Raw genomic sequence first — 26,816 nt, 5'->3', positions numbered from 1 at the left:
CCGACGGTGACTTTCATCACCTCAACACCGCATTCCGTAAGCCGTTGTGCCGTGTCGATGGAGGCGCATTATAGGGAGTCGTTCAGAGAGCGCAAGCGCCTTTTTTAAAGTTTTGTGTCGTTCGTCTGATTAATGCGCAAAACGCGCGTTTTTAGCGCTTTTTAATCGCCTGTGGCAGCTCGGCGATACTATTAAGAACCCAATCCGCGGCCGCTTCGCCTTCCGCCGTGACGGGTTTACCGCTGCGCACCAGCACGTTTGTGCCTACGCCCGCCGCTTTGCCTGCCAGCACATCTTCCGTTTTGTCACCCACCATATAAGAAGCCGCCATGTCGATATCAAGATGCTTCTGCGCTGAGAGCAGCATGCCAGGGTGCGGCTTGCGGCAGTCGCACGCCTGACGATAGGCTTCCACCGGCGCGTCCGGCAGATGAGGACAGAAATAGATGCCGTCGAGATCGACGTCGCGGTCCGCCAGCGACCAGTCCATCCATTCCGTCAGCTGCATGAACTGGTCTTCGCTGAACATGCCGCGGGCGATGCCGGACTGATTGGTGATCAGCACCAGCGCGAATCCCATCTTCTTCAGCTCCTGCAACGCCTCGATGGCGCCGTCGATAAACTGGAAGTTGTCGATTTCATGAACATAGCCGTGATCTACGTTCAAGGTGCCATCACGATCGAGAAATACCGCCGGGACTTTATTCGCCACTGAGAAACTCCTGCTACTAAAGATGCTACTAAAATTGCCGCCTAGTATTGCATGATTGCAATAAAAGAGAGAATGGCAGATGAGATGACTTTGATTGATTTAGACGTCTGGATGCCTTACCATCCGTTCAGCTTTCGCACCGGATTTCAGCGCGAAAGGTTCCACACCACGGACAACGCAAGACGATAATAAATAACCTAATGATTAAACTCGAAAATATTACCAAAGTGTTCCAGCAAGGCTCACGCACTATTCAGGCGCTGTCAGATGTTAGCCTGCATGTGCCTGCAGGACAGATTTATGGCGTTATCGGCTCGTCCGGCGCCGGTAAAAGTACCCTTATCCGCTGCGTTAACCTGCTGGAACGCCCAACGTCAGGCCGCGTACTGGTCGACGGCCAGGAGTTGACCGCCCTGAGCGAACGTCAGCTGACTCAGGCGCGCCGTCAAATCGGCATGATCTTCCAGCACTTTAACTTGATGAACTCGCGTACCGTCTTCGGCAACGTGGCGCTGCCGCTTGAGCTGGGCAGCCTGTCGCGCGAAGCGATCAAACAGCGCGTGACGGAACTGCTGGAGCTGGTCGGTCTGGGCGATAAGCATGACGCCTGGCCCGCCAATCTTTCCGGCGGACAGAAACAGCGCGTCGCCATCGCCCGCGCGCTGGCCAGCAATCCCAAAGTGCTGCTGTGCGACGAAGCCACCAGCGCGCTCGATCCGGCCACCACCCGCTCTATCCTTGAGCTGCTGAAAGATATCAACCGTCGCCTCGGCCTGACTATTCTGCTGATTACGCATGAAATGGACGTGGTGAAGCGCATCTGCGATCAGGTTGCGGTAATCAGCCAGGGCGAGCTGATTGAAAAGGACAGCGTCAGCGAAGTCTTCTCTCATCCGAAAACGCCGCTGGCGCAGCAGTTTATCCAGTCGACGCTGCACCTCGATATCCCGGAGGATTATCAGCAGCGTATGGTGTCGCAGCCTGCTGCCGAGCGCGTGCCGCTGCTGCGTCTTGAGTTCACCGGTAAATCGGTCGACGCGCCGCTGCTGTCAGAAGCCGCGCGCCGCTTCAACGTTAATAACAATATTATCAGCGCGCAGATGGATTACGCCGGCGGCGTGAAGTTCGGCATTATGCTGGCCGAAATGGACGGCGCTGAGAGCGACGCCAACGCCGCTATCGCGTGGCTGCAGGAAAATCATGTGAAAGTAGAGGTACTGGGTTATGTCTGAAGCGATGATGGCTTTACTGGCGCGCGGCGTCTGGGAAACGCTGATGATGACCTTTGTCTCCGGCTTCTTTGGCTTCGTGCTGGGCCTGCCGGTCGGCGTGCTGCTCTACGTCACCCGTCCGGGACAGATTCGGGAAAACCAGACGCTCTATCGCATCCTTTCTGCGCTGGTGAATATTTTCCGTTCTATTCCCTTTATCATTCTGCTGGTCTGGATGATCCCCTTTACTCGCGCCATCGTCGGCACCTCTATCGGCCTGCAGGCGGCTATCGTGCCGCTGACCGTCGGCGCCGCGCCTTTTATCGCGCGTATGGTCGAGAACGCGCTGCTTGAGCTGCCGACCGGACTGATCGAGGCGTCGCGCGCCATGGGCGCCACGCCGCTGCAAATCGTGCGCAAGGTGCTGCTGCCGGAAGCGCTGCCGGGCCTGGTGAACGCCGCGACCATCACGCTGATTACGCTGGTCGGCTACTCCGCCATGGGCGGCGCCGTCGGCGCGGGCGGGCTGGGGCAGATTGGCTATCAGTACGGCTATATCGGCTATAACGCGACGGTGATGAATACGGTGCTCGTGTTACTGGTCGTTCTGGTGTATTTAATTCAGTTTTGTGGCGACAGCATCGTGCGTGCCGTGTCCCATAAATAAGTCAGCAATATCATTACGTCTCCATTAAGGAAGAGATATGACTTTTACATTTAAAAAGATTGCCGCTGTGGGTGCACTGATTGGCGCGATTGCGCTGGCAGGATGCGATCAGAAAGCCAAAGATCCGAACCATATCAAAGTGGGCGTGATTGTCGGCGCAGAGCAGCAGGTCGCCGAGGCGGCGCAGAAAGTCGCGAAAGACAAATATGGCCTCGACGTCGAGCTGGTGACCTTTAACGACTACGTGCTGCCGAACGAAGCGCTGAGCAAAGGCGATATCGACGTTAACGCCTTCCAGCACAAACCTTATCTGGATCAGCAGATTAAAGATCGCGGCTACAAGCTGGTGCCGGTCGGCAACTCTTTCGTTTATCCGATCGCTGGCTACTCGAAGAAAATCAAATCGCTGGATGAGTTGCAGAACGGCGCGCAGGTCGCTATCCCTAACGATCCGACCAACCTGGGCCGTTCACTGCTGCTGCTGCAGAAAGCGGGCCTGATCAAGCTGAAGGATGGCGTCGGCCTGCTGCCGACCTCGCTCGATATCGTCGAGAACCCGAAAAACCTGAAGATCGTCGAGCTGGAAGCGCCGCAGCTGCCGCGTTCGCTGGATGACCAGCAGATCGCGCTGGCGGTGATCAACACCACCTACGCCAGCCAGATTGGCCTGACGCCGGCAAAAGACGGCATCTTCGTTGAAGATAAAGATTCGCCGTACGTGAATCTGATCGTCAGCCGCGAAGATAACAAAGACGCTGAAAACGTGAAAAAATTCGTTCAGGCTTATCAGTCTGACGAAGTCGCGGAAGCCGCGAACAAGATCTTCAACGGCGGCGCAGTGAAAGGCTGGTAATCCCTTTCCTGACACTTCTGACCAGGGCGGCGCTTAGCCGCCCTTTCTTTTGCGCCGCATCCGGCGCGACTTGTTATTTCGCCGGGTCCTTGTTTCAATAACGCCACTTTTTACAACCTTGAGGATGTTGCCATGCGTTTATTACCGCTCTGCTTGTTAGCATTGATGCTGACCGGGTGCGTTCACGAATACCACCCGATAAGCAGCGCACCCGCTCATTCGCAGCCATCCCGCGAGCCCGCGCGCAAACCCGCGCCGCGTCCCGCGCCTGTCAAAGTCTATACCGACGCAGCCGATTTGGTCAGCAAACCGTTCCGCGATCTGGGCGAAGTCGCCGGCGATGACTGTCAGAGCAGCCGCCAGGATTCGCCGCCGAATATCGCCACCGCGCGCAAGCGTCTGCAGATCAAAGCCTCTTACCTGAAAGCCAATGCCGTTCTGCTGCATAAGTGTGAGATCGTCAGCAGCACGCCGGGCTGCTATCGCCAGGCGATTTGTCAGGGCTCCGCGCTGAAAGTGAATCAATGAGCGCTTTTGCCTTCGAGCAGATCGGCGTAATCCGTTCGCCGTGGAAAGAGAAGTTCGCCGTTCCGCGCCAGCCTGGCCTGGTGCAGGACGGTCACGGCGAGCTGCACCTGATGGCGCCCTATAACCAGCCGGAGGCGGTACGCGGCCTGGAGAGTTTCAGCCATCTCTGGGTGCTGTTCGTGTTTCATCAGACCATGGCAGGCGGCTGGCGGCCCACGGTGCGCCCGCCGCGCCTGGGCGGCAACGCCCGCATGGGCGTGTTCGCGACGCGCTCGACCTTTCGCCCGAACCCTATCGGCATGTCGCTGGTTGAGCTGAAAGCCATACGCTGCGAGAAGAATCAGGTGATCCTGCAGCTCGGCAGCCTGGATCTGGTGGACGGCACGCCGGTGGTGGATATCAAGCCTTACCTTCCCTTCGCCGAGGCGCTGCCGCAGGCAAAAGCCGGTTTCGCGCAGGCGGCGCCAGCGGCCGATATGCCGGTGCGCTTCTCGCCGCAGGCGGAACAGCAGCTGGCGCAGCAGCAGCAGCGCTATCCCCATCTGGCGCGTTTTATCCGCGACGTGCTGGCGCAAGATCCGCGTCCCGCCTACCGCAAAGGCGAAGCGCAGTCGCGCGAATATGCCGTCTGGCTGCTCGATTTCAATGTGCGCTGGCGCGTCGATGAAACCGGCACCGAGGTGACCGGCATCGACCCGCGCGAAAACGCGCTTTTGAGCCCGTGATCTCGCTGGTACACTAGCCGCCAACAAAACTTTTGTCAGTGACTCTCCGTTCAACTGGAACCTTAATCAATGCGTACTACTCAATATTTGCTCTCCACCCTTAAGGAGACGCCCTCCGACGCGGAAGTGATCAGCCACCAGCTGATGCTGCGCGCCGGGATGATCCGCAAACTGGCTTCAGGTCTCTACACCTGGCTGCCGACCGGTTTACGCGTGCTGAAAAAAGTCGAAAACATCGTGCGCGAAGAGATGAACAACGCAGGCGCGATTGAGATCTCTATGCCGGTGGTTCAGCCTGCCGATTTGTGGCAGGAGAGCGGTCGCTGGGAACAGTACGGCCCGGAACTGCTGCGCGTGGCCGATCGCCACGAACGCCCGTTCGTGCTCGGTCCGACGCATGAAGAAGTGATCACCGATCTGATTCGCAACGAGCTCAGCTCCTACAAGCAGCTGCCGCTGAACCTCTATCAGATCCAGACCAAATTCCGCGATGAAGTGCGTCCGCGCTTTGGCGTGATGCGCTCGCGCGAGTTCATCATGAAAGACGCCTACTCCTTCCATATTTCGCAGGAGTCGCTGCAGGAAACCTACGACGCGATGTACCGCGCCTACAGCAACAGCTTTAGCCGTATGGGCCTCGACTTCCGTGCGGTTCAGGCGGACACCGGTTCTATCGGCGGCAGCGCGTCGCACGAATTCCAGGTGCTGGCGCAGAGCGGCGAAGATGATGTGATTTTCTCAACCGACTCGGACTACGCCGCCAATATCGAAATGGCCGAAGCGGTGGCGCCGGCTGGCGATCGCCCGCAGCCGACTCAGGCGCTGGCGCAGATCGACACGCCGAACGCGAAAACCATCGCCGAACTGGTGGAACAGTTCCAGCTGCCGATCGAGAAAACCGTGAAGACGCTGATGGTGAAAGCCAGCGAAGAGAGCGGCCATACGCTGGTTGCGCTGCTGGTGCGCGGCGATCACGAGCTGAATGAGATCAAAGCGGAGAAGCTCGACATCGTCGCCTCGCCGCTGGCGTTCGCCACCGAAGACGAGATCCGCGCCGCAGTGGGCGCAGGTCCGGGCTCGCTTGGCCCTGTGGGTCTCGCAATGCCGATTATCGCCGATCGCAGCGTGGATAAGATGAGCGACTTCAGCGCCGGCGCCAACGTCGACGGCAAACACTATGTCGGGATTAACTGGGAACGCGATCTGCCGCAGGCGATCGTGGCCGATATCCGCAACGTGGTGGAAGGCGATCCGAGCCCAGACGGCAAAGGCACGCTGCAGATCAAACGCGGCATCGAAGTCGGCCATATTTTCCAGCTCGGCACCAAATACTCGGAAGCGATGAAAGCGGCGGTTCAGGGCGAAGATGGCCGCAACCAGGTGTTGACCATGGGCTGCTACGGTATCGGCATTACGCGCGTCGTCGCGGCGGCGATCGAGCAGAACCACGACGAGCGCGGCATTATCTGGCCTGCGGCGCTGGCGCCGTTCGACGTTGCGATTCTGCCGATGAACATGCACAAATCTTTCCGCGTGAAAGAGCTGGCGGAAGAGCTTTACCACACCCTGCGCGCCAAAGGCGTCGAGGTGATCCTGGACGACCGTAAAGAGCGTCCGGGCGTGATGTTCGCCGATATGGAGCTGATTGGCGTGCCTCACACTATCGTCATCGGCGACCGCAATCTCGACAACGAAGAGATTGAGTACAAAGCGCGTCGCGCCGGCGAGAAAGAGATGATCAAGCAGAGCGAAATCGTCGACTTCCTGTTGAAAGCGCTTAACAAGTAAGATGCTTCCCGCCCCGTTTTCGGGGGCGTTTTTTTACAGCACTTTTCCCCGCATCGATTTGGTCGAACTGCGCCGCGCTTTCCCTTCCAGCCGCCGCTCTTTCGACGCGCGCGTCGGCCGCGTAGCGCGCCGCGCCTTCTCTACCCGCGTCAGTTCCTGAATCAAATTGACCAGCCTCTGTACCGCCGCCTCGCGGTTCATCTCCTGGCTGCGATACTCCTGCGCTTTGATAATCACCATGCCTTCCGGCGTAATCAAATGGTGCTTCACCGCCAGCATGCGCTGTTTGTAAAACGGCGGCAGCGAGGAGGCGGCTATATCGAAACGCAGATGAATGGCTGTGCTGGTTTTATTCACATGTTGTCCACCCGCCCCCTGGGCGCGAATGGCGCTTAGCTCGACTTCGCTGTCGGGCAGCTCGACCGTACGTGAAACTTTAATCATCTGTCACCTGAGACAACGTCGCCTCGTTTAACCTGTTCATCAACTTAACCTTTTGTGCTTGCTGTTTATGGCGCGTAGCCAGCGGATTCTGTCACTTTAGCCTCTTTCGACGCCAGGATCCTGCTTTGCTCTGGCTGAAATCCTGGAAATGCCTGTGATATAGTTCCTCAGGCAACCAGAGTATTCTTGCTCTGCTGAGGAGGTGAAAGTGCAAAAATATTGTGAATTGGTTCGCCAGAAGTATGCCGAGATCGGCAGTGGCGAACTGGGATATGTGCCCGATGCGATTGGATGCGTTTTAAAGGCACTCGATGATATTGCCGCAAATTCTGCGCTAAACTCTTCTGTCAGGGAACAGGCAGCTTATGCCGCTGCAAACTTACTGGTGAGCGACTATGTTGACGAATGAAGCCTATAGACCCATCAACTGCGATGATTACGACAACCTGGAACTCGCCTGCACGAAACGCTGGACGCTTGAGCTGACCCTGAAAAACGGGGAAGCGCTGAAGGCGAAAGCGACGGATATGGTTTCACGTAAAAACGTCGAATACCTTTCTATCGATCTCTCCGGCGAAACGCGCGAGTTGCGCCTCGATCACATCGCCAGCTTCAGTCATCCTGAGCTGGGCACCGTTGTCGTCAGCGAAGAATAACGACAGCGCCTCGGGCGGGATATTCCCGCCCCCTTCCCTAAGGTTTCAGCGACCCATAGTAAGCCGACAGATCCGCCATATCCTCATCGCTCAATCCAGCCACAAACGCTTTCATGACTTCTGCCTGCCCGCCGCTGCGCTCGCCCTTTTTATAGGCCTGCAGCGCATGGTTGAGGTAGGCGGCGTTCTGTCCCGCAAGATTGGGATAGAGCGGCATGCTGCTTTTTCCCTGCGCGCCATGGCAGGCGGCGCAGGCGGCCGACTTCTGCGCCCCCGCGTTGACGTCGCCGTCGGCCAGCGTAGGCAGCGACGCCGCCAGCAGCAAGACGGCCAGTAATCTCTTCATGGTTGCTCTCCAGCACTCTCATTATTTTGCCAGATCGCCTGCCAGCCGCTGTCGTCGACGGCGGCGCCTTCCCGGGTGACGAACAGACCGGGCGCGCAGACAAGCGTCTGATTGTAGTAGATCAGCGGAATACGTTCGCGCTGCCAGGGCGGGACCGCCAGCTCCTGCCACAGCTTTTTGATTTCCCGGCCCCCGGCGCGGCCCGCAAGATGAAAATAGCCCTGCGCGTGAAAACGCACGCTCACCTCTTCGTCTGCCTCGGGCTGACGCAGCACCGAGGGCGCGCGATGGGCATGCAGCACGCCGAGCCGCTGCGGCAGCGCCAGCGGCGCGCGGCGATCGGGCCAGGGCAGCTGCCGATCCTTTAGCGACGCGCAGCGCGGCACCCAGTAGAGCCGATCGCGATAGCGGCGCGCCTCCGCATCGCCAAAGCGTAAACGCGGCTGCGCGTCTTCGCGGCTCAGCATCACCTCCTGGCGCAGGCGTATCAGCGCGGCGCGCGACACCATCGGCGCGCCCTGGCGGGCTATCCAGCGTCGCAGCAGCGCATTCGCGCGCATCTCGCTCATCTGTAAAAGCGGCGGGAAATGCAGGCTGCCGTCAGGATGCAGCAGTTCGGCCAGCTGCTCCGCCAGCAGTTCGTCCAGCAGCTGCTCCTGCTCGCCGCACAGCGCCGCGCTGCGCGCGCACGCGGCGGCGAAGTGCGGCCAGCGCGCCTGCAGGGTCGGCAGCAGATGCTGGCGCAGGAAATTGCGATCGTAGCGCGCGTCCTGATTGCTTTCATCTTCGATCCAGCGCAGCTGATGCTGCTGCGCGTAGGCTTCAAGCTGCTGCCGCGACTGCTCAAGCAGCGGACGCAGCAGCACGCGGCCGTGGCGCTGATGCCGCAATGGCATCGCCGCCAGCCCGGCCGGTCCGCTGCCGCGCTTCAGCGCCAGCAGCAGCGTCTCGCACTGGTCGTCGAGATGCTGCGCGGTCAGCAGCCACTCGTCAGGCTGCATCGCTGTCGTCAGCGCCTGATAGCGCGCCGCGCGCGCCGCGCCCTCAACGCCCTGCTCGCGCCCGTCGACCTGCACGCGCAGCACCTCGCAGCGTAGCTGCCAGGCTTCGCAGATTGCCACGCAGTGCGCCGCCCAGCTGTCGGCATTGGGACTTAATCCGTGGTGGACATGCAGCGCGCGCAGGCGCGCTTGCGGATGCGTCTGTTGCCAGCTAACCAGCTGATGCAGCAGCACGGTGGAGTCGAGACCGCCGCTAAACGCCACCACCAGCGCGGCATCGTCAGGCAACAGCGAAGCGAGATGAGACAAAGGCATGACGCGTTCCAGAATCAGGGCCACCGGATGCGGCCCCTGCGCGCGCTATTTTACGCCTGATAGAGCTCCAGCGGCAAACCATCCGGATCGGCAAAGAAGGTGCACTGCTTGCCGGTCAGATCGTCGATGCGGATCGGTTCGCACACCACGCCTTTTTCCGCCAGCGCTGCGACCGCCGCGCCAACGTCCGGCACGGTAAAGGCCAGATGACGCAGGCCGCAGGCTTCAGGATGGCTGACGCGCGCCGGCGGCGAAGGAAAGGAGAAAAGCTCGATGGTGTACTGGCCGTTCAGCGCCAGATCGCCTTTCCAGGAATCGCGCGCTTCGCGGTAAACCTCGCCCATCAGGCTGAAACCGAGCACATCGCAATAAAAGGCTTTGCTGCGCGCATAATCGGTGGCGATGATGGCGATATGGTGAACAGAAGATAACTGCAACATGAAAAGACTCCCTGACTGTTTTGCCTATCCTGAGACGTGCGACGGCGGCTTGCAATGCGCAATTGTCTGAAGCCACTGCCTTTTTTCGTTATTTCAGCACCCGAACGCGATAATCGCCCTCTTCCGTCAGCGTCGCGCCGTGAATATCGGTCTCAAAACCGGGATAGTGGCGACCGATAGTGCAGAGCATCAGCAGGAAGTCGAGCACCGCGCGGCTCTCTTCGGTGATCATTTCCCCTGGCATCACCAGCGGCACGCCCGGCGGATAGGGCAGGATCATATTGGCAGAGATGCGTCCCACCAGCTGCTTAAGATCCACCGTCTCTACTCTGCCCTGCACCTGCTGCTGGAACGCCTGATGCGGCGTCATCTTCATTTCAGGCAGCACGTCGAACGCCTTGAGCATCAGGCGCGGCAGATCGTGCTGGCGGATCAGCTGGTGGATCCCCTGCGCCAGGGTCTGGATGCGCATATTGCGGTAGAAATCGGGATCTTCGGCGTAGAGATCCGGCAGCATATTCTTCACCCGCAGATTGAGATCGTAGGCGCGCTTGAACTCGGTCAGGCCGCGCAGCACGCTCATTGCCCGGGTTTTGTCGATGCCGATGCTAAACAGAAACAGCAGGTTATAAGGCCCGGTTTTCTCTACCACAATGCCGCGCTCGTCGAGGAATTTCGCCACCAGCGCCGCCGGAATCCCCTCTTCCGCCATCTCGCCCAGCTCGCTCATGCCGGGCGTCAGAATGGTGACCTTGATGGGATCGAGGTACATATGGTCGGCGTCCGCCTGGGTAAAGCCGTGCCACTCCTCCTCGCCCGGCTGGATCGGCCAGCATTCAGCCTCGTCGATATGCTCCGGCTGCCAGATATCGAAGAACCAGCTGTCGGACTCCTCCCGCAGGCGCTGGATCTCCCGGCGAAAATGCAGCGCGCGCTCGACCGAGCGATTGATCAGCCGCTTGCCGGGATTGCCGCGCAGCATCGCCGCCGCCGTTTCAATCGACGATACAATCGCATAGTTGGGCGATGTGGTGGTGTGCATCATGTAGGCTTCGTTGAAAGTGTGCTCGTCGTAATCGCCTTTAATATGGATCAGCGACGCCTGCGAGAAGGCCGCCAGCAGCTTATGGGTCGACTGGGTCTCATAGATCACTTTGCCGGGCGTGCGCTCGCCGCTCATGCCGCTTTTGCCGGCATAGATGGGATGAAAGTTGGTATAGGGCACCCAGGCGGAGTCGAAATGGATCGACGGCACCTCCAGCGTCTCTTTGATGTACTGGGTGTTATAGAGCAGGCCGTCGTAGGTGGAGTTAGTGATCACGGCGTGCACCGGCCAGCTGGCGCGCGCGGTATTCGCCACCTTCTCCTCAATGCTGGCGCGGGTGAACTCCCGCTTAGGGATGCCGCCGAGAATGCCCAGCGCGTTGCGCGTCGGTTTGAGCCAGATCGGCACGATATCGCTCATCATCAGCAGATGCGTCAGCGACTTATGGCAGTTGCGATCGATCAATACCGTGCTGCCGGTCGGCGCCGCATACATGCCGACGATTTTATTCGAGGTCGAGGTGCCGTTGGTCACCATGTAGCTCTGCTCAGCGCCGAAAGTTCTGGCGACGTATTCTTCGGCTTCCAGGTGCGGACCGGTATGATCGAGCAGCGAACCAAGCTCAGTCACGGAGATAGAGATATCCGCCTTCAGCGTATTAGCGCCGAAGAAGTCGTAAAAGAGGCTGCCGACCGGGCTTTTTTGAAAAGCGGTGCCGCCCATATGGCCGGGCGTACAGAAGGTGTACTTGCCCTCTTTCACGTAGGTAAACAGCGCCCTGGTCAGCGGCGGCGTAATCTGCTCGATATAGTCGTCGGTATACTGGCGGATATGCAGCGCGATATCGTCCGCGGCGCTCAGCGCGTATTCAAAGAAGTGCAGCGCCATACGCATCTCGTTGATGCTGACATCCATCTGCGAATGGGTGTTGATAAAGGCATAGAGCGGCAGATATTCATTGAGCTGATTGATATCGGCACAGAGCGCTGGGCTGTTGTGCGCGTCCCAGTCAAAGATCACGCCGCAGATGCGCGGGTTATGCTCTATCAGCTTGAGCAGGTCGTCGATATTAGTGGGATAAATCAGCTGAAAGCCCTGCTGCGTCAGCGCGGTATTCAGTTCGCGCAGCGGCTCGTCTTTGTAGAACATGCCGTGTGAACCCATGATCGCCAGAATATTCAATGCGCACCTCCCTTTTAATGTGGCAGGGCTAATCATAGCGAAGGATGGCGATCGGGTACGTCGGAATGCTCTACTCTGTTACCCGTCGGCAAATCAGAGGCATAAAAAAAGCGGACCGAAGTCCGCTTTTTCACCGCTGTACGTACGCCCTTAAGCGTAGCCGTAGTTCATCAGACGCTGATAGCGGCGGTCGAGCAGCTCTTCGGTGCTCAGGCTGTCGAGATCGGCCAGATCCGCCAGCAGCTGGTTTTTCAGCGACAGCGCCATATCCACCGGCTGACGATGCGCGCCGCCCAGCGGTTCAGGGATGATCGAGTCGATCAGCTTCAGCTCTTTCAGACGGTTGGCCGTAATGCCCATCGCCTCTGCCGCCAGCGGGGCTTTATCCGCGCTTTTCCACAGAATCGAGGCGCAGCCTTCCGGCGAGATCACCGAATAGGTGCTGTACTGCAGCATATTCACTTTGTCGCCCACGCCGATCGCCAGCGCGCCGCCTGAGCCGCCTTCGCCGATCACGGTGCAGATAACCGGAATTTTCAGGCCAGACATTTCGCGCAGGTTACGAGCGATCGCTTCAGACTGACCGCGCTCTTCCGCGCCCACGCCTGGATAGGCGCCCGGCGTGTCGATAAAAGTGATCAGCGGCATTTTGAAGCGTTCGGCCATCTCCATCAGGCGCAGCGCTTTGCGATAGCCTTCCGGCGCCGGCATACCGAAGTTGCGGCGGATTTTCTCTTTGGTTTCGCGACCTTTTTGATGACCAATGATCATTACCGGACGACCGTCGAGACGAGCGATACCGCCGACAATCGCTTTGTCGTCGGCATAGGCGCGATCGCCTGCCAGCTCGTCAAAGTCGTCAAAAGCGTTGCGAACGTAGTCAAGCGTATAAGGGCGCAGCGGATGGCGCGCCAGCTGCGCGACCTGCCATGCACCTAAATCGGCGAAAATTTTACGGGTCAGCTCAACGCTTTTTTCGCGCAGGCGCTGCACCTCTTCGTCCAGATTAATGTGTTTATCATCCTGACGACCAATCGACGTAAGCGAATCAATTTTCGCTTCAAGTTCCGCGATCGGCTGTTCAAAATCCAGGTAATTAAGACTCATAATGTTCCTGTTTTAGTCAAACTCCAGTTCAACCTGCTCCGACCCTATCAACGAACGCAGTTCGTTGAGCAGGCGATCGCTGGGCGAAATACGCCACGCTGCACCAAAGCGTAGCTTCGCTCGCGCGTCGGCTCTCTGATAGTAGAGATTCACCGGTATCGTCCCCGAGCGATGGGGCTCGAGAGACTGGCGGAGCCGGTTTAATAGCTGGTCATCAATTTGCCTGTCCGTCAGCGAGATAGCAAGTCCGCGCGCGTATTTTTCGCGCGCTTCGTCAATGTCCATGACTTCACGGGCGGTCATTTTAAGGCCGCCGCTGAAGTCATCAAAGCTGACCTGTCCGCTGACGATCAGGATACGGTCTTTCTCCAGCAACTGCTGGTATTTATCTAACGCATCGGTAAACAACATCACCTCAAGGCGACCGGAACGATCGTCCAGAGTACAGATACCAATTCGGTTGCCGCGCTTGGTCACCATCACGCGGGCCGCCACCACCAGACCGGCGGCGACGGTAATTTTACCACGCTCGGTAGGATGCATGTCCTTGAGGCGCATGCCGCCTACATAGCGTTCGATTTCTTTCAGATACTGATTGATCGGATGGCCGGTGAGATAGAGGCCGAGCGTTTCCCGCTCGCCGTCGAGCTGCACCTGTTCCGGCCAGGGCGTTACGCTGGCGTAGGATTTCTCTACCTGCTCCGGCTCTTCCGCCAGTACGCCGAACATGTCAGCCTGGCCGATCGCCTCCGCTTTGGCGTGCTGATCCGCCGCCTTCAGCGCGTCGCCGAGCGAACTCATCAGCGCCGCCCGGTGCGGACCGAGACGATCGAAGGCGCCGGACATGATCAGCTTCTCCATCACGCGGCGGTTGATCTTTTTGGTGTCGGTGCGTGCGCAGAGATCGAACAGCTCGCGGAAATAGCCATCCTGGTTGCGCGCCTCGAGGATCGCCTCGATCGGGCCTTCGCCGACGCCTTTGATCGCGCCGATACCGTAGACGATCTCGCCGTCGTCGTTGACGTGGAACTGATAGAGACCGGAGTTGATATCTGGCGGCAGCACCTTCAGGCCCATGCGCCAGCACTCGTCCACCAGGCCGACCACCTTCTCGGTGTTGTCCATATCGGCGGTCATGACCGCCGCCATAAATTCGGCCGGGTAGTGCGCCTTCAGCCACAGCGTCTGGTAGGAAACCAGCGCATAGGCGGCGGAGTGCGATTTGTTAAAGCCGTAGCCGGCGAATTTTTCCACCAGGTCGAAAATCTTCATCGACAGCTCGCCGTCGATGCCCATGCGCTCCGCGCCCTCTTTAAACACCGAGCGCTGTTTGGCCATCTCTTCCGGCTTCTTTTTACCCATCGCGCGACGCAGCATATCCGCGCCGCCCAGGGTATAGCCGGAGAGCACCTGGGCGATCTGCATCACCTGTTCCTGATAGAGGATAATGCCGTAGGTGGGTTCGAGCACCGGCTTCAGGCTTTCATGCTGCCACTGAATATCGGGATAGGAGATCGCCTCGCGTCCGTGCTTACGGTCGATAAAGTTATCTACCATGCCCGACTGCAGCGGACCGGGACGGAACAGCGCCACCAGCGCGATCATATCTTCAAAGCAGTCCGGCTTCAGACGTTTGATCAGGTCTTTCATGCCGCGCGATTCAAGCTGGAACACCGCCGTGGTTTCCGCACGCTGCAGCATGTCGAAGCTTTTTTTATCCTCCAGCGGGATAGCGGCGATATCGATCGGCGGCAGGCCCTGCTTCTCCCGGCGCGGGTTGATCATCTTCAGCGCCCAGTCGATGATGGTGAGCGTGCGCAGGCCAAGGAAGTCGAACTTCACCAGGCCGGCGTATTCGACATCGTTCTTATCGAACTGCGTGACCGGATGGTTGCCGTTCTCGTCGCAGTAAAGCGGCGCGAAGTCGGTAATGCGCGTCGGGGCGATGACCACGCCGCCGGCGTGCTTGCCGGCGTTACGCGTGACGCCTTCCAGCTTGCGCGCCATATCAATCAGCGCTTTGACCTCTTCGTCCGCGTCGTACATTTCCGGCAGCTGCGGCTCAACGGCGAAGGCTTTTTCCAGCGTCATGCCGGGATCCGGCGGGATCAGCTTGGAGATGCGATCGACGAAGCCGTACGGATGACCCAGCACGCGGCCGACGTCGCGGATAACCGCTTTCGCCGCCATGGTGCCGAAGGTGATGATCTGCGATACCGCTTCGCGCCCGTACATCTCGGCGACGTGGTCGATCACCTGATCGCGCTTCTCCATACAGAAGTCGACGTCGAAGTCAGGCATCGAGACGCGTTCCGGGTTAAGGAATCGTTCGAACAGCAGGTCGAACTCCAGCGGATCAAGGTCGGTGATCTTTAGCGCGTAGGCGACCAGCGAACCGGCACCGGAGCCGCGTCCCGGACCGACCGGAATGCCGTTATCTTTCGACCACTGGATAAACTCCATTACGATCAGGAAGTAGCCAGGGAAGCCCATCTGGTTGATAACGTTGAGCTCGATCTCCAGACGCTCGTCATATTCCGGCCGCTTCTCCGCACGCACGGCCGGATCGGGAAAGAGAAACTCAAGGCGCTCTTCCAGCCCTTCACGCGACTTCATCACCAGAAAATCTTCGGTGGACATATCGCCCGTCGGGAACTGCGGCAGGAAGTACTCGCCGAGGCGTACCGTGACGTTGCAGCGCTTAGCAATCTCTACGCTGTTTTCCAGCGCTTCCGGGATGTCCGAGAACAGCTCGCACATCTCCTCTTCACTGCGCATATATTGCTGAGGGCTGTAGTTGCGCGGGCGTTTGGGATCGTCCAGCGTATAGCCGTCGTGGATCGCCACGCGGATTTCATGGGCGTCGAAGTCCTCTTCGTTCAGGAAGCAGACTTCATTGGTGGCGACCACCGGCACGCCTTCAGCGATGGCGAGCTCAACCGCGGCGTGCAGATAGCTCTCCTCGTCGGCGCGCCCGGTGCGCGTCAGCTCAAGGTAGTAGCGATAGGGAAAGTGGGTCTGATAGAAGTCGAGGCACTGCGCCACCAGCGCGCTGTTGCCGCGCAGCAGGCTGCGGCCCACGTCGCCGCAGCGTCCGCCGGAGAGCAGAATCAATCCTTCGCCCAGCTCCGGCAGCCAGTCGCGATCGATAACCGGACCGGCGATGCCGTAGCCGCGCTGGTAGGCGCGCGAGATGAGCAGCGTCAGGTTCTGATAGCCGGTATTGTTGGCGGCCAGCACCGTCAGCTGCGTCAGCTCGTCGCCCATCTGTTCGCTGGCGACTTTGAAATCCGCGCCGATAATCGGTTTGATCCCCGCGCCGTGCGCGCTGCCGTAGAAACGCACCAGCCCGCACAGGTTCATGAAGTCCGTGATCGCGAGGGCCGGCATGCCGAGCGCAGCCGCCTTTTTGACCAGCGGCCCGGTTTTCGCCAGGCCATCGACCATAGAGTAGTCACTGTGGACACGCAGATGTATAAAACGGGGTTCAGCCATATCGGTTTCCGGTTAAAACAGCGTCAGGCTATTAAAGCGTAGCTGGCTGGCCAGCGGCCAGGACTTCAGCGTCGATCAGGGCGTTGCGCACCGGCGCAAAGCTGCGGCGATGGTGCGGCGTGGCGCCATGCTGCGTCAGTTTTTCCATATGTAGCGCGGTAGGATAGCCTTTGTGCTGCGCGAAGCCATACTGGGGAAACAGACGATCCAGCTCCGCCATTTCGCTATCGCGGGACACCTTGGCGATAATCGACGCCGCGCTGATCTCCGCGACCAGGCTATCCCCTTTCACTACCGCCTGTGAAGGCATCGGCAACGCCGGGCAGCGGTTGCCGTCTACCAGCACAAAATCGGGCGCAATCGCCAGACCGGCGACCGCGCGCTGCATCGCCAGCATGGTGGCGTGCAGAATATTGAGCCGGTCAATCTCTTCCGGCTCGGCGCGGCCCAGGCTCCACGCCAGCGCTTTTTCTTTGATCTCGTCGAACAGAGCGAGACGTCGCTTTTCCGATAGTTTCTTTGAGTCCGCCAGCCCCTGAATCGGGTTGGCCGGATCGAGAATAACCGCCGCCGTGACCACCGCGCCGACCAGCGGACCGCGACCCACTTCGTCAACGCCCGCAATCAGGCGAGCATTGGGATAGATAAAATCAGCCATTGGCGATCTCCAGTACGGCGTCCGCTGCCTGTTCGTCTGCGTTCCAGCGGATCTGCTGATGCAGTTCGGTGAAGGTCGCGAGCAGCGCGTCGCGTTGCGCACCGGCATGCAGCAGCGGCTCGAGCGCCGCCGCCAGCGCGTGGGGTTCGCACTCATCCTGCAGCAGCTCTTTCACCAGCTCGCGTCCCGCCAGCAGATTGGGCAGCGAGACGTAGGGCGTCTTCACCAGCCGCTTCGCCAGCCAGAAGGTCGAGGGCTTCATACGATAGCCGACCACCATCGGACATTTTGCCAGCATGCACTCCAGCGCGGCGGTGCCGGATGCCAGAATCGCGGCGTCGCTCGCAATCATCGCCTCGCGTCCCTGGCCGTCCAGCAGATGCATCGGCACTTCAGGCGCGACCTCAGCTTTGATCTGTTCGAACTGCGCGCGACGTTTGGCGTTGACCAGCGGCACGACGATTTCCAGCGCCGGATAGCGTATGCGCAGCAGCTGGGCCGCCCGCAGAAAATCGGCGCTGAGCATTTCGACTTCCGCATGTCGGCTGCCGGGCAGCAGCGCGAGGCAGAGCGCCTCGTCGCTAATGCCTAGCGTGCGGCGTGCGGCAGCCTTGTCCGGCTGCAGCGGCATCGCATCCGCCATGGTGTGGCCGATAAAGCGGCACGGCACGTTGAAGCGATCGTAAAAGGCTTTTTCAAACGGCAGGAAGGCGAGCACCAGGTTGGTGTTACGACCAATTTTGAATACGCGCTTTTGTCGCCACGCCCAGACCGAGGGGCTGACGTAGTGAATAGTGCGAATGCCGTTGCGCTTCAGCCGCCCTTCCAGCCGGATATTAAAATCGGGCGCATCAATGCCGACGAAGACGTCAGGTTTGAGCTCGCTAAAGCGCTCCGTCAGGTCGCGGCCGATTTTCATCAGGCGCGGCAGACGGCCGAGCACTTCCACGATGCCCATCACCGCCAGCTCTTCCATCTCATACCAGGTTTCGCAGCCTTCGGCCTGCATGCGCGGGCCAGCCACGCCGACGAAACGGGCATCGGGATGACGCGCTTTGAGCGCGCGGATCAGACCGGCGCCAAGAATATCGCCGGAAGTTTCTCCGGCGACCAGGGCTATCGTGAGGGGACGCACTGACATGAATTAACGAATCAACCCACGCGTAGAACGAGCAAAGAAGTCGTAGAAAGGCTGCACTTCGCTATGCTGCTTCGCCAGCGCTTCAATTTCGGGCTTGGCTTCTTCCAGCGTTTTGTTGCTGCGATACAGCACTTTATAGGCGTTGCGAATAGCGTGCAGCGCCTCTTTGCTGAAGCCGCGACGCTTCAGGCCTTCGATATTGATGCCGAACGGGGTCGCGTGGTTGCCCTGCGCGATAACGTACGGCGGCACATCCTGCGCGACGCCTGAACAACCGCCAACCATTACGTGCGCGCCGATAGTGCACCACTGATGCACCGCCGTCATGCCGCCGATAATCGCGAAGTCGTCCACGGTGACGTGACCGCCCAGCGTGGCGTTGTTGGCGAAAATGCAGCGGTTGCCGATCACGCAGTCGTGCGCGATATGCGCATTCACCATCAGCAGGTTATCGCTGCCGATAGTGGTGACGCCGCCGCCCTGCGCGGTGCCGCGATGAATGGTCACGCTTTCGCGGATGCGGTTGCGGTCGCCTACTTCAACGCGCGTCGGCTCGCCGGCATATTTCAGATCCTGGTTCACTTCGCCGATAGAGGCGAACTGATAGATCTGGTTATCTTTCCCGATACGCGTGTGGCCATTGATGACCACATGCGACTTCAGGACCGTCCCTTCACCGATTTCCACATGCGCGCCGATAAAGCAGAACGGGCCGATGTGGACGTTGGGGCCGATAATGGCCCCCTCTTCGATAACGGAACTGGCATGGATGGTGGCGGTTGGATCAATCACAGATTATGCCTCCCGGCTACGGGCACACATCATGGTCGCTTCACAGACGATCTTGCCGTCAACGGTAGCAACGCCTTTAAAACGCGTCAAACCGCGGCGGGTTTTCTCGAAAGTCACTTCCATGATCATTTGATCGCCCGGCACGACCGGACGTTTGAAACGGGCTTCGTCGATGCCGGCGAAATAGTAGAGTTCGCCCGGTTCCAGTTTACCCACGCTTTTAAACGCCAGGATACCGGTAGCCTGCGCCATCGCTTCGAGGATCAGAACGCCAGGGAAAATCGGTTTACCAGGGAAATGCCCCTGGAAAAACGGTTCGTTAACAGAGACGTTCTTTACTGCGCGCAGATACTTGTGCTCTTCAAACTCCAGCACGCGATCAACCAGCAGAAATGGGTAGCGGTGCGGCAGCAGCTCTAAAATTTCTTCAATTTTCAGAGTATGAGTTTCAGTAGTCAAAATACTCTTCCTGTCCTAAAAATCTGATGACATCAATAACACGGCCTGCACAGATCAACAGGATCCTCCGCAGGCCGAAATCGGTTCAATGGCGCCTGGCTTGCCTGCTTAACCGTTTTTATTAGCAAGCCGGTCGCATGTGGGATGGCGTTTAGTCGTCTTTGCCGACCTTCCGCTCGATGGCTTTTAAGCGCTTGCTCATGTCATCGATGTTCATCACCAGCGCTGCAGTTTTGCGCCAGGTTTTATTGGGTTGTAGCGGAATGCCCGAGGAGTATACCCCAGGCTCTGTGATAGGACGCATAACCATCCCCATACCGGTAACAGTCACCTTGTCACAGATTTCCATATGGCCGTTAATGACGCTGGCGCCGCCAATCATACAGTAACGTCCAATTTTCAAACTACCCGCCATGATCACACCACCCGCAACCGCGGTATTGTCGCCAATAACCACGTTGTGTGCGATCTGACACTGGTTGTCTATGATAACACCATTGCCGATCAGAGTGTTATCCAGCGCGCCACGATCGATAGTGGTACAGGCGCCGATTTCTACCCGATCGCCGATAATTACAGCGCCAAGCTGCGGGATTTTCACCCAATTGCCGCGATCGTTGGCGTAGCCGAAACCGTCCGCGCCGATCACGGTGCCGGACTGAATCAGACAATCCTGACCGATTTCGATTTCATGGTAGACGGTGACGTTGGCCCAGAGGCGGCTGTTATTGCCGATGCGCGTCTTTTTACCAACGAAGCAACCTGCGCCGATAACGACGTTATCGCCAAGCACCACGTCCGATTCAATCACCGCATTGGCGCCGACAGAGACATTCTGCCCCAGCTTCGCGCTGGGATCGATCACCGCGCTGGGCGCGATATTCTGTGCAGGCTGCGGCGTGGTATCCAGCAGCTGAGCCATGCGCGCATAGGTCAGATAGGGATTTTTCACCACCAGCGCGGCCGTGTGACACCACTCCAGATCCGCTTCCGTCAGCACCACGGCCGATGCCTGACACTGGACGAGTTGCTCGCGGTAGCGGCTGTTGCTAAGAAATGTGATTTGGCCGGTTTGGGCGGATTGCATAGAAGCAATGCCGGAGATGGCGAGGTCGCCATCTCCGTGCAATTCTGCATCCAACTGCTGGGCTAAATCAGCCAGTCGAATTGATGACATCGATTATTTAACCTGTTTCAGCACGTCAGCAGTAATGTCTTTCGCGTTTGCCGCGTAAGCCACCGCGTTAGCGTCGATAACCACGTCATAACCTTCGTCGCTTGCGACTTTCTTCACAGCGTCCTGAATGCGGCTCAGCAGTTTGTTACGCTCTTCCATCTGACGACGGCGGTTATCCTGTTCGAAAGCCTGGGCTTTAGAAGAGAAGGCTTCGCGCTGCGACATGACGTCTTTTTCCATGCGGCTGCGATCGCTGGCCTTCATGGTTGAACCGTCGCGCTGCAGGCGCTGCATTTTGGTCTGCAGATCGCGCTCCTGGCTCTGCAGCTCGGTTGCGCGGCCTTTGAATTCGTTTTCCAGCTGTTTAGCAACGGTCGCACGCTGCGGTAACTGTTGGAAAATGCTGGACACGTTTACCACTGCGATTTTGTCAGCAGCCTGAGCGCCTGCGGATACAGCTAAAGCAAGACCCAGTCCTGCGGCACACAACAACTTTTTCACTATAAACTCCTTACCATCAACGTTTGTGTCAGCGACACAGTGTTTGCTCCGAACCACATTAAAAACCGCGGTTCGGTAGCAAGACTTCAGCTTATGCTTCCTTGCTCAGAACCTTACCAGGTTTTACCAATGTTAAACTGGAACTGTTCTGATTTGTCCCCTTCCACTTTTTTGACCGGCTGGGCATAGGAGAAGACCAGCGGCCCCAGCGGGGACATCCACTGCAGCGCAATACCGCTCGAAACGCGGATATTGTTTGGATCGCTATAGTCCGGAATACCGGCGGCGCGGGTTTCAGCCGTATTCTGCCACTTGGTATCCCAGACGGTGCCCGCATCCACGAACAGCGACGTACGAACCGAGTTAGCGTATTTTTCGCTCAGGAACGGCGTCGGCGTGATCAGCTCGAGGCTGGCCACCGCCATGGCGTTGCCGCCGACCGCGTCGTCCGACTTACAAATGCCGTTCGGATCGCTCAGCGTACAGGTTGACGAGCGGTCGTTCAGGTAAGCGGCTTTCGGACCGATGGTGTTAGAGCGGAAACCGCGCACCGTGCTTGAGCCACCCGCGTAGAAGTTCTCATAGAACGGCATCTCTTTGCCGCCCAGACCATCGCCGTAACCGACGCGGCCGCGGCCTAACAGCACCCAGGTGCGATCGCGGTTAAGCGGCACGTACTGCTGCGTATCCAGCGTCGCTTTGTAGAAGCTGTTGTCCGAGCCCGGAATAGTGATCTTGCCGTTCAGGTTGGTACGGTTACCCGCCGTCGGGAAGAAGCCGCGATCCAGGGTGTTGTAGGTCCAGCCGTAGTTGAAGGTGAAGTCATCCGCGGAGAAATCGCCCTTGTCGTTCAGCTCCTGCGGCTTGCCGACCGAATCAAGATAGCGCCACATCGCCACCTGCGGCTGCATGTTGGAGAGGTCGTTGTGCACATAGCCCAGACCGACACGCAGCGTGTTGTTTTCGTTGACCGGGAAGCCCAGCGTGCCGTCTACGCCATAACTTCTATTGGTGTAGTCGGACAGATCGGCATCGTCCGCTTTAAAGTCGTTATAGAAGACGCGGCCGCCCAGGCTCACGCCGTCGACCGTAAAGTAGGGATCGGTCAGCGAGAATTCGGCATAGGTCTGATAGTCATTTTTAGTACCGCTGATGCTCACCGTGTTGCCGGTGCCCAGCCAGTTGTCCTGGGTAACGCCAACCTGGAAGCTGACGCCGCTTTCGGTACCGTAGCCGACGCCGAAGTTAAAGGTACCGGTGTTGCGCTCTTTCACCTTGTAGACCACGTCTACCTGATCGGGCGCGCCCGGCACGCGCTGAGTGTCCACATCAACGGTTTCAAAGTAGCCGGTGCGGTTCAGGCGCTCTTTGCCCTGCTCCACCAGGTCGCTGCCCAGCCATGCGCCTTCCATCTGACGCATTTCGCGACGCAGCACCGCATCTTTCGACGTGTCGTTGCCTTCGAAGCGCACTTTGCGCACGTAGTAACGGTTGCCGGCATCGACGCTGATATGCAGCTTCACCGTTTTATCGGCGTCGTTGATTTCCGGCTGCGTCATGACGCGCGGGTAGGCGTAGCCGTAGCGGCCCAGCAGCTTCTTGATGTCATCTTCCATCTGGGTGACTTTGGTGCCGTTATAGAGCTCGCCCGATGGAATCTGCGTCAGATGTTCGATTTCTGCCGAGTGGCCCGCCATGCTGCCGTTGACGATCACGCCGGCGATTTTGTACTGATCGCCCTCGGTGATATTAACGGTGATGTAGATGCCTTTTTTATCCGGCGTCAGGCTGACCTGCGTCGAATCGATGTTAAAGCGTGCATAGCCGCGATCGAGATAGAAGCTGCGCAGCGTCTCAAGGTCACCCGCCAGTTTTTGCTTCTGGTATTTGCGATCGCCGACCACGTTCCACCACGGCACTTCGTCGCGCAGCTGGAAACGGGAGATCAGCTCGTCAGAGCTAAACGCCTTGTTGCCGACGATGTTAATCTGCTGAATCTTGGCGGAGACGCCCTCGGTGAAGACCAGTTTCAGGTCGACGCGGTTGCGCGGCAGCGGCGTCACCACGGCCTTCACGTTAGCGGTGTATTTACCGACGCTGTAGTAGAAATCCTCCAGTCCCTTCTCAATCGAAGAGATGGTGGTGCGGTCCAGGGCTTCGCCTACGCGTACGCCGGAGGCCTCAAGGTTCTGCTTGAGCTGCTCCTCTTTCACCGCTTTGTTGCCGGTAAAGGTAATGCTGGCAATGGTAGGACGTTCTTTCACCTGAACAATCAGCGTAGTTCCGTCGCGCAGGACCTGAACATCCTCAAAGTTGCCGGTAGCGAACAGTGAACGAATGGTATTTTTGACATCTTCGTCATTAACCGTATCGCCAACTCGTACCGGCATGCTCAGCAGAGCCGCGCCGACGGCGACTCGCTGCAGCCCTTCGAAATGAATATCCTTCACCACGAAATCGTCTGCACCGTAAACGGTGGCGCTGCTAAACAGCAGCGACGCTATGAGCAACTTTTTCATCGCCATCGTTATTATGCGTTTTCCTAACACATCCCGCGTCTGTCTGCGTTCCAGCGATTACAGACGTGAGAAATCATTGAAAAGTGCAAGCCCCATTAACAACACCAGCAGGATTGAGCCAATGCGATAACTGAAGTCCTGAACTCGCTCGGACACCGGTCCACCTTTGATCTTTTCGATCGCCAGGAAGAGCAAATGCCCACCATCTAACACCGGCAGCGGGAAGAGGTTGATGATTCCAAGATTGACGCTAATCAACGCCAGAAACATCAGGTAGTAAATCATCCCATATTCCGCTGACAATCCTGCACCCTGCGCAATCGAAATCGGCCCGCTCAGGTTGTTCAGCTTTACATCGCCGGTAATTAACTTGCCCAGCATGGAGACCGTCAGCTTCATCAGTTGCCAGGTTTTCGCGCTGGCCTCACCGACAGCGTCAAACGCGCCATACTGCCTTACCGTTTTGTAGGCTTCCGGCAGCGGAACAACGCGCGGGATAACCCCGGCGAAACCCTCTGCCTTCGCGCCCGGCCTGGCTTCCGGCGTCAGGTGCAGCTGCACCGTTTCGCCGTTGCGATTCACGTCCAGGACCATCTCTTTGCCAGGATTGTCCCGCACCTGCATGACAAAATTTTGCCATTGCGTTAACGGCTGACCATCGACTTTAACGATCCTGTCGCCCGCTTGCAAACCGGCAACGCTCGCTGGCGAGTCAGCCTGCACCTCCGCCAGCGTGGTTTCGATTTGCGGGCCGCGCGGACGAATGCCCAGCGCCACAACCGGATCCTCTTTGTCTGGCTCGAACTGCCAGTTACGCAGATCGACCGCTTTCTGCTGCGTCGCCTCATCGCCGAAGCGCGAGACGGTCAGCACCGTCTGCGCGTCGCCGATTTTGCCGATCAGCGCCATGCGCACAGCATCCCAGTCAGGCGTTTCGATACCGTCGACTGCTTTAAGTTCCATCCCGCTGACAATTTGCGCCTGCGCCGCCACCGATCCGTTCACAATTTCGCCAACGACCGGGCGCACGCCCGGAACGCCGTGAATAAACACGACCCAGTAGGCGAACACGGCGAAGATGAAATTGGCAACGGGGCCGGCGGCGATAATCGAGGCGCGCTGCCAGACGGCTTTATTGTTGAAAGCCTGATGACGCAGTTCGGCGGGGACGCTTTCCACGCGCTCGTCGAGCATTTTGACATAGCCCCCGAGCGGGATCAGCGCGATAACGTATTCGGTGCCCTGCTTATCGCGACGCTGCCAGAGCGCCTTGCCGAAGCCGATAGAGAAGCGTTCAACGCGCACGCCGCAGCGGCGCGCTACCCAAAAATGGCCGAACTCGTGAACGGTGATAAGCACGCCAAGGGCGATGATAAAGGCGACAAAACTCCACAATATACTCAACATCTACGCCTGTCCTCAGAGAGTGCGGAATACCAGCAGCAGTAAACAGGCGAAAACCGGCACCGCCGCAGTGAGGCTGTCGATGCGATCGAGTATGCCGCCGTGACCCGGGATCAGGCTGCCGCTGTCTTTTATGCCCGCTTCACGTTTGAACATGCTTTCTGTTAAGTCGCCCAGTACCGACGCGAGCGTGGCCAGCACGGCGCAGACAATCAGCGTACCGGCGGAAACGGTCAGCGGCGCGAAGCTGGCGAACAGCCAGGCGAGCAGCGCGGAAGAGAACAGGCCGCCGAGAAAGCCTTCCCAGGTTTTACCTGGCGAGACTTTAGGCGCCAGCTTATGTTTGCCAAACATCTTGCCGAACATGTAAGCGCCGGAATCCGCGCCCCACACCAGGAACATCACGAACAGCAGCCACCATGAGCCGGCGTAGTGATCGCTCTCGTAGTGATACTGACGCAGCGCCATCATGCCCCAGAAAAAGGGAATCAGGGTGAGAATGCCGAAGACCAGGCGCAAAGGGCGCGAATGCCGCCACAGAGAGGCCGATGCGGGATAAAAGAGAACCAGGAACAGCGCCACAATCCACCACGCCAGCGACGCCCAGAGCGAAGTGGCGACCTGCGGCAGATGCACGTCACGCTGATAGGGAGGAAGAGTAAAGAGCATCCCCGCCAGCAGCAGCCCGCACAGCAGGGAAAGCCAGATGCGCTGTTGGCGCGACGCCATGCCCGCAAGCTGGCCCCATTCCCAGGCGCCGAGCATGCAGATGATAATCGTCGTAATCGCAAAACCAACGGGCGGTAACCAGAAAAGCGCAGCAATCACCAGCGGAATGAGAATAAGCGCGGTAATCAGACGAGACTTCAGCAAAGGTTACCCCCTGTTTGCTCAGGCGCCGCCTGGTGCAGCGCCGCCAAAACGACGCTCCCGCAGAGAGAATGCATTCAGTGCACCTTCAAAAACGTGTTCATCAAAATCAGGCCAGAGAACATCGGTAAAATAAAACTCAGCATAGGCGATCTGCCACAGCAGGAAGTTGCTAATCCGATGCTCTCCCCCGGTCCTTATCACTAAATCCACTGGAGCCAGTCCCTGCATGCACAAATGGGCAGACAGGTTTTCCTCGGTGATCTGGTCAGGACGCAGCAAACCTTCCTGAACCTGCTCAGCGAGTTTTTTCACTCCCTGGATAATATCCCAACGTCCGCCATAGTTCGCGGCAATATTGAGAGTCAGTCCACTATTTTGCTGAGTCAGTTCCTCGGCGCGACGAATACGCTCCTGAATACGGTTACTGAAACGGCTCACGTCGCCGATGATGCGCAGACGCACGTTGTGCTTGTGCAGGCTCTTCACTTCACTGTCGAGCGCCCAGACAAACAGCTCCATTAGCGCCGTCACTTCCTGAGGCGGACGGCTCCAGTTTTCACTGCTGAAGGCATAGAGCGTCAGCGCTTCAAGATTATTGCTGACGGCGAAACTGACAGAGCGGCGCACCGCTTTAACGCCCGCTTTATGGCCGGAAATACGCAGTTTTCCCTGATTTTTAGCCCAACGACCATTGCCATCCATAATGATAGCCACGTGACGCGGGCCTGTTCCCTGTTGGTCATCGGTTTTGTTGTGATTATTGGACGACATAACGCG

Annotated in this window: 26 protein-coding genes; 8 read left to right on the top strand and 18 right to left on the bottom strand. The window is 58.4% G+C overall.

Annotated elements, in window-relative coordinates; genetic code table 11:
* Positions 1-151: 151 nt before the first annotated feature.
* Positions 152-712 carry a D-glycero-beta-D-manno-heptose 1,7-bisphosphate 7-phosphatase gene (gene gmhB / locus HA46_RS16510; protein ID WP_033793590.1) on the bottom strand — a complete coding sequence of 187 codons (561 nt, stop codon included), beginning with the start codon at positions 710-712 and terminating at the stop codon, positions 152-154.
* Positions 713-912: 200 nt separating this feature from the next.
* Between gmhB and metN the strand changes: the two genes are divergently transcribed.
* From metN to proS, 6 genes are all read left to right on the top strand, one after another.
* Positions 913-1,944, top strand: coding sequence for a methionine ABC transporter ATP-binding protein MetN (gene metN, locus HA46_RS16505; RefSeq protein ID WP_033793589.1), 1,032 nt, complete (start codon positions 913-915; stop codon positions 1,942-1,944).
* A complete protein-coding gene (locus HA46_RS16500) occupies positions 1,937-2,590 on the top strand; it encodes a methionine ABC transporter permease MetI (protein WP_033793588.1) in 654 nt (217 codons plus the stop codon). Before metN ends, HA46_RS16500 begins: the two co-directional genes overlap by 8 nt.
* A gap of 37 nt (positions 2,591-2,627) precedes the next feature.
* Positions 2,628-3,443, top strand: coding sequence for a MetQ/NlpA family lipoprotein (locus HA46_RS16495; protein ID WP_084885452.1), 816 nt, complete (start codon positions 2,628-2,630; stop codon positions 3,441-3,443).
* A 132-nt stretch (positions 3,444-3,575) separates the two neighbouring features.
* On the top strand, positions 3,576-3,971 hold the full coding sequence (rcsF, locus tag HA46_RS16490) for an Rcs stress response system protein RcsF (RefSeq protein WP_033749612.1): 396 nt from the start codon (positions 3,576-3,578) through the stop codon (positions 3,969-3,971).
* Positions 3,968-4,696 (top strand): tRNA (N6-threonylcarbamoyladenosine(37)-N6)-methyltransferase TrmO, encoded by a 729-nt coding sequence (gene tsaA, locus HA46_RS16485; protein WP_084885450.1) that lies wholly within the window; start codon positions 3,968-3,970, stop codon positions 4,694-4,696. Before rcsF ends, tsaA begins: the two co-directional genes overlap by 4 nt.
* A gap of 69 nt (positions 4,697-4,765) precedes the next feature.
* Complete coding sequence (gene proS / locus HA46_RS16480) at positions 4,766-6,484, top strand: proline--tRNA ligase (protein WP_033793583.1); 1,719 nt, start codon at positions 4,766-4,768, stop codon at positions 6,482-6,484.
* A 33-nt stretch (positions 6,485-6,517) separates the two neighbouring features.
* Here proS and arfB read toward each other — a convergent pair whose 3' ends face one another.
* The gene (arfB, locus tag HA46_RS16475; RefSeq protein ID WP_033793582.1) at positions 6,518-6,928 is read right to left on the bottom strand and encodes an alternative ribosome rescue aminoacyl-tRNA hydrolase ArfB; all 411 of its coding nucleotides are present in this window, start codon (positions 6,926-6,928) and stop codon (positions 6,518-6,520) included.
* 208 nt (positions 6,929-7,136) lie between these two features.
* On the opposite strand from arfB, the gene HA46_RS16470 reads away from it, so the two are divergent.
* Positions 7,137-7,337: a YaeP family protein gene (locus HA46_RS16470; protein ID WP_033749608.1), complete on the top strand. Its 201-nt coding sequence runs from the start codon at positions 7,137-7,139 to the stop codon at positions 7,335-7,337.
* The gene (gene rof, locus HA46_RS16465) at positions 7,324-7,584 is read left to right on the top strand and encodes a Rho-binding antiterminator (protein WP_033749607.1); all 261 of its coding nucleotides are present in this window, start codon (positions 7,324-7,326) and stop codon (positions 7,582-7,584) included. The genes HA46_RS16470 and rof overlap by 14 nt, the downstream gene beginning before the upstream one ends.
* A gap of 37 nt (positions 7,585-7,621) precedes the next feature.
* Here the strand turns inward: rof and HA46_RS16460 are convergent, their stop codons facing one another.
* From HA46_RS16460 to ispU, 16 genes are all read right to left on the bottom strand, one after another.
* Entirely contained in the window at positions 7,622-7,930 is a 309-nt protein-coding gene (locus HA46_RS16460) for a c-type cytochrome (RefSeq protein ID WP_033793580.1), read from the bottom strand.
* Positions 7,927-9,246: a tRNA lysidine(34) synthetase TilS gene (gene tilS / locus HA46_RS16455; protein ID WP_084885454.1), complete on the bottom strand. Its 1,320-nt coding sequence runs from the start codon at positions 9,244-9,246 to the stop codon at positions 7,927-7,929. The genes HA46_RS16460 and tilS overlap by 4 nt, the downstream gene beginning before the upstream one ends.
* Before the next feature lie 50 nt (positions 9,247-9,296).
* Complete coding sequence (locus tag HA46_RS16450; RefSeq protein WP_033793578.1) at positions 9,297-9,686, bottom strand: VOC family protein; 390 nt, start codon at positions 9,684-9,686, stop codon at positions 9,297-9,299.
* 88 nt (positions 9,687-9,774) lie between these two features.
* A complete protein-coding gene (locus tag HA46_RS16445) occupies positions 9,775-11,913 on the bottom strand; it encodes a lysine decarboxylase LdcC (protein ID WP_033793577.1) in 2,139 nt (712 codons plus the stop codon).
* A 150-nt stretch (positions 11,914-12,063) separates the two neighbouring features.
* A complete protein-coding gene (gene accA, locus HA46_RS16440; protein ID WP_084885448.1) occupies positions 12,064-13,020 on the bottom strand; it encodes an acetyl-CoA carboxylase carboxyl transferase subunit alpha in 957 nt (318 codons plus the stop codon).
* A gap of 12 nt (positions 13,021-13,032) precedes the next feature.
* Complete coding sequence (gene dnaE, locus HA46_RS16435; RefSeq protein WP_084885446.1) at positions 13,033-16,515, bottom strand: DNA polymerase III subunit alpha; 3,483 nt, start codon at positions 16,513-16,515, stop codon at positions 13,033-13,035.
* A gap of 31 nt (positions 16,516-16,546) precedes the next feature.
* Complete coding sequence (gene rnhB, locus HA46_RS16430; RefSeq protein WP_033749598.1) at positions 16,547-17,173, bottom strand: ribonuclease HII; 627 nt, start codon at positions 17,171-17,173, stop codon at positions 16,547-16,549.
* Positions 17,166-18,314: a lipid-A-disaccharide synthase gene (gene lpxB, locus HA46_RS16425; RefSeq protein WP_084885443.1), complete on the bottom strand. Its 1,149-nt coding sequence runs from the start codon at positions 18,312-18,314 to the stop codon at positions 17,166-17,168. The genes rnhB and lpxB overlap by 8 nt, the downstream gene beginning before the upstream one ends.
* Positions 18,315-18,317: 3 nt before the next feature.
* Positions 18,318-19,106 carry an acyl-ACP--UDP-N-acetylglucosamine O-acyltransferase gene (gene lpxA, locus HA46_RS16420; RefSeq protein WP_084885441.1) on the bottom strand — a complete coding sequence of 263 codons (789 nt, stop codon included), beginning with the start codon at positions 19,104-19,106 and terminating at the stop codon, positions 18,318-18,320.
* A 3-nt stretch (positions 19,107-19,109) separates the two neighbouring features.
* A complete protein-coding gene (fabZ, locus tag HA46_RS16415; RefSeq protein WP_013507953.1) occupies positions 19,110-19,565 on the bottom strand; it encodes a 3-hydroxyacyl-ACP dehydratase FabZ in 456 nt (151 codons plus the stop codon).
* 151 nt (positions 19,566-19,716) lie between these two features.
* Positions 19,717-20,742 carry a UDP-3-O-(3-hydroxymyristoyl)glucosamine N-acyltransferase gene (lpxD, locus tag HA46_RS16410; protein WP_033793570.1) on the bottom strand — a complete coding sequence of 342 codons (1,026 nt, stop codon included), beginning with the start codon at positions 20,740-20,742 and terminating at the stop codon, positions 19,717-19,719.
* Positions 20,743-20,745: 3 nt separating this feature from the next.
* Positions 20,746-21,243 (bottom strand): molecular chaperone Skp, encoded by a 498-nt coding sequence (gene skp / locus HA46_RS16405; RefSeq protein ID WP_033749591.1) that lies wholly within the window; start codon positions 21,241-21,243, stop codon positions 20,746-20,748.
* A gap of 113 nt (positions 21,244-21,356) precedes the next feature.
* Positions 21,357-23,768: an outer membrane protein assembly factor BamA gene (gene bamA, locus HA46_RS16400; protein WP_084885438.1), complete on the bottom strand. Its 2,412-nt coding sequence runs from the start codon at positions 23,766-23,768 to the stop codon at positions 21,357-21,359.
* Positions 23,769-23,819: 51 nt separating this feature from the next.
* Positions 23,820-25,169 carry a sigma E protease regulator RseP gene (gene rseP / locus HA46_RS16395; RefSeq protein ID WP_084885435.1) on the bottom strand — a complete coding sequence of 450 codons (1,350 nt, stop codon included), beginning with the start codon at positions 25,167-25,169 and terminating at the stop codon, positions 23,820-23,822.
* Positions 25,170-25,181: 12 nt separating this feature from the next.
* Positions 25,182-26,039, bottom strand: a complete 858-nt coding sequence (cdsA, locus tag HA46_RS16390; protein ID WP_033793567.1) for a phosphatidate cytidylyltransferase — start codon at positions 26,037-26,039, stop codon at positions 25,182-25,184.
* Between the two features lie 18 nt (positions 26,040-26,057).
* Positions 26,058-26,810: a (2E,6E)-farnesyl-diphosphate-specific ditrans,polycis-undecaprenyl-diphosphate synthase gene (gene ispU, locus HA46_RS16385; RefSeq protein ID WP_033793566.1), complete on the bottom strand. Its 753-nt coding sequence runs from the start codon at positions 26,808-26,810 to the stop codon at positions 26,058-26,060.
* Positions 26,811-26,816: the final 6 nt, after the last annotated feature.

Source organism: Pantoea septica (genome assembly GCF_002095575.1).
GTDB lineage: Bacteria > Pseudomonadota > Gammaproteobacteria > Enterobacterales > Enterobacteriaceae > Pantoea > Pantoea septica.
The sequence above is the reverse complement of the archived record's forward strand: the minus strand, read 5'-3'. Positions and strand labels throughout refer to the sequence as shown.

Excerpts from the sequence above, each read along its gene's own strand:
- arfB (WP_033793582.1), bottom strand. The coding sequence starts at position 6,928 with ATGATTAAAGTTTCACGTACGGTCGAGCTGCCCGACAGCGAAGTCGAG.
- accA (WP_084885448.1), bottom strand. The coding sequence starts at position 13,020 with ATGAGTCTTAATTACCTGGATTTTGAACAGCCGATCGCGGAACTTGAA.
- dnaE (WP_084885446.1), bottom strand. The coding sequence starts at position 16,515 with ATGGCTGAACCCCGTTTTATACATCTGCGTGTCCACAGTGACTACTCT.
- HA46_RS16495 (WP_084885452.1), top strand. The coding sequence starts at position 2,628 with ATGACTTTTACATTTAAAAAGATTGCCGCTGTGGGTGCACTGATTGGC.
- rof (WP_033749607.1), top strand. The coding sequence starts at position 7,324 with ATGTTGACGAATGAAGCCTATAGACCCATCAACTGCGATGATTACGAC.
- rcsF (WP_033749612.1), top strand. The coding sequence starts at position 3,576 with ATGCGTTTATTACCGCTCTGCTTGTTAGCATTGATGCTGACCGGGTGC.
- rseP (WP_084885435.1), bottom strand. The coding sequence starts at position 25,169 with ATGTTGAGTATATTGTGGAGTTTTGTCGCCTTTATCATCGCCCTTGGC.
- bamA (WP_084885438.1), bottom strand. The coding sequence starts at position 23,768 with ATGGCGATGAAAAAGTTGCTCATAGCGTCGCTGCTGTTTAGCAGCGCC.
- ispU (WP_033793566.1), bottom strand. The coding sequence starts at position 26,810 with ATGTCGTCCAATAATCACAACAAAACCGATGACCAACAGGGAACAGGC.
- proS (WP_033793583.1), top strand. The coding sequence starts at position 4,766 with ATGCGTACTACTCAATATTTGCTCTCCACCCTTAAGGAGACGCCCTCC.
- HA46_RS16460 (WP_033793580.1), bottom strand. The coding sequence starts at position 7,930 with ATGAAGAGATTACTGGCCGTCTTGCTGCTGGCGGCGTCGCTGCCTACG.
- tilS (WP_084885454.1), bottom strand. The coding sequence starts at position 9,246 with ATGCCTTTGTCTCATCTCGCTTCGCTGTTGCCTGACGATGCCGCGCTG.
- lpxB (WP_084885443.1), bottom strand. The coding sequence starts at position 18,314 with ATGTCAGTGCGTCCCCTCACGATAGCCCTGGTCGCCGGAGAAACTTCC.
- rnhB (WP_033749598.1), bottom strand. The coding sequence starts at position 17,173 with ATGGCTGATTTTATCTATCCCAATGCTCGCCTGATTGCGGGCGTTGAC.
- HA46_RS16450 (WP_033793578.1), bottom strand. The coding sequence starts at position 9,686 with ATGTTGCAGTTATCTTCTGTTCACCATATCGCCATCATCGCCACCGAT.
- HA46_RS16500 (WP_033793588.1), top strand. The coding sequence starts at position 1,937 with ATGTCTGAAGCGATGATGGCTTTACTGGCGCGCGGCGTCTGGGAAACG.
- metN (WP_033793589.1), top strand. The coding sequence starts at position 913 with ATGATTAAACTCGAAAATATTACCAAAGTGTTCCAGCAAGGCTCACGC.
- lpxD (WP_033793570.1), bottom strand. The coding sequence starts at position 20,742 with ATGTCATCAATTCGACTGGCTGATTTAGCCCAGCAGTTGGATGCAGAA.
- tsaA (WP_084885450.1), top strand. The coding sequence starts at position 3,968 with ATGAGCGCTTTTGCCTTCGAGCAGATCGGCGTAATCCGTTCGCCGTGG.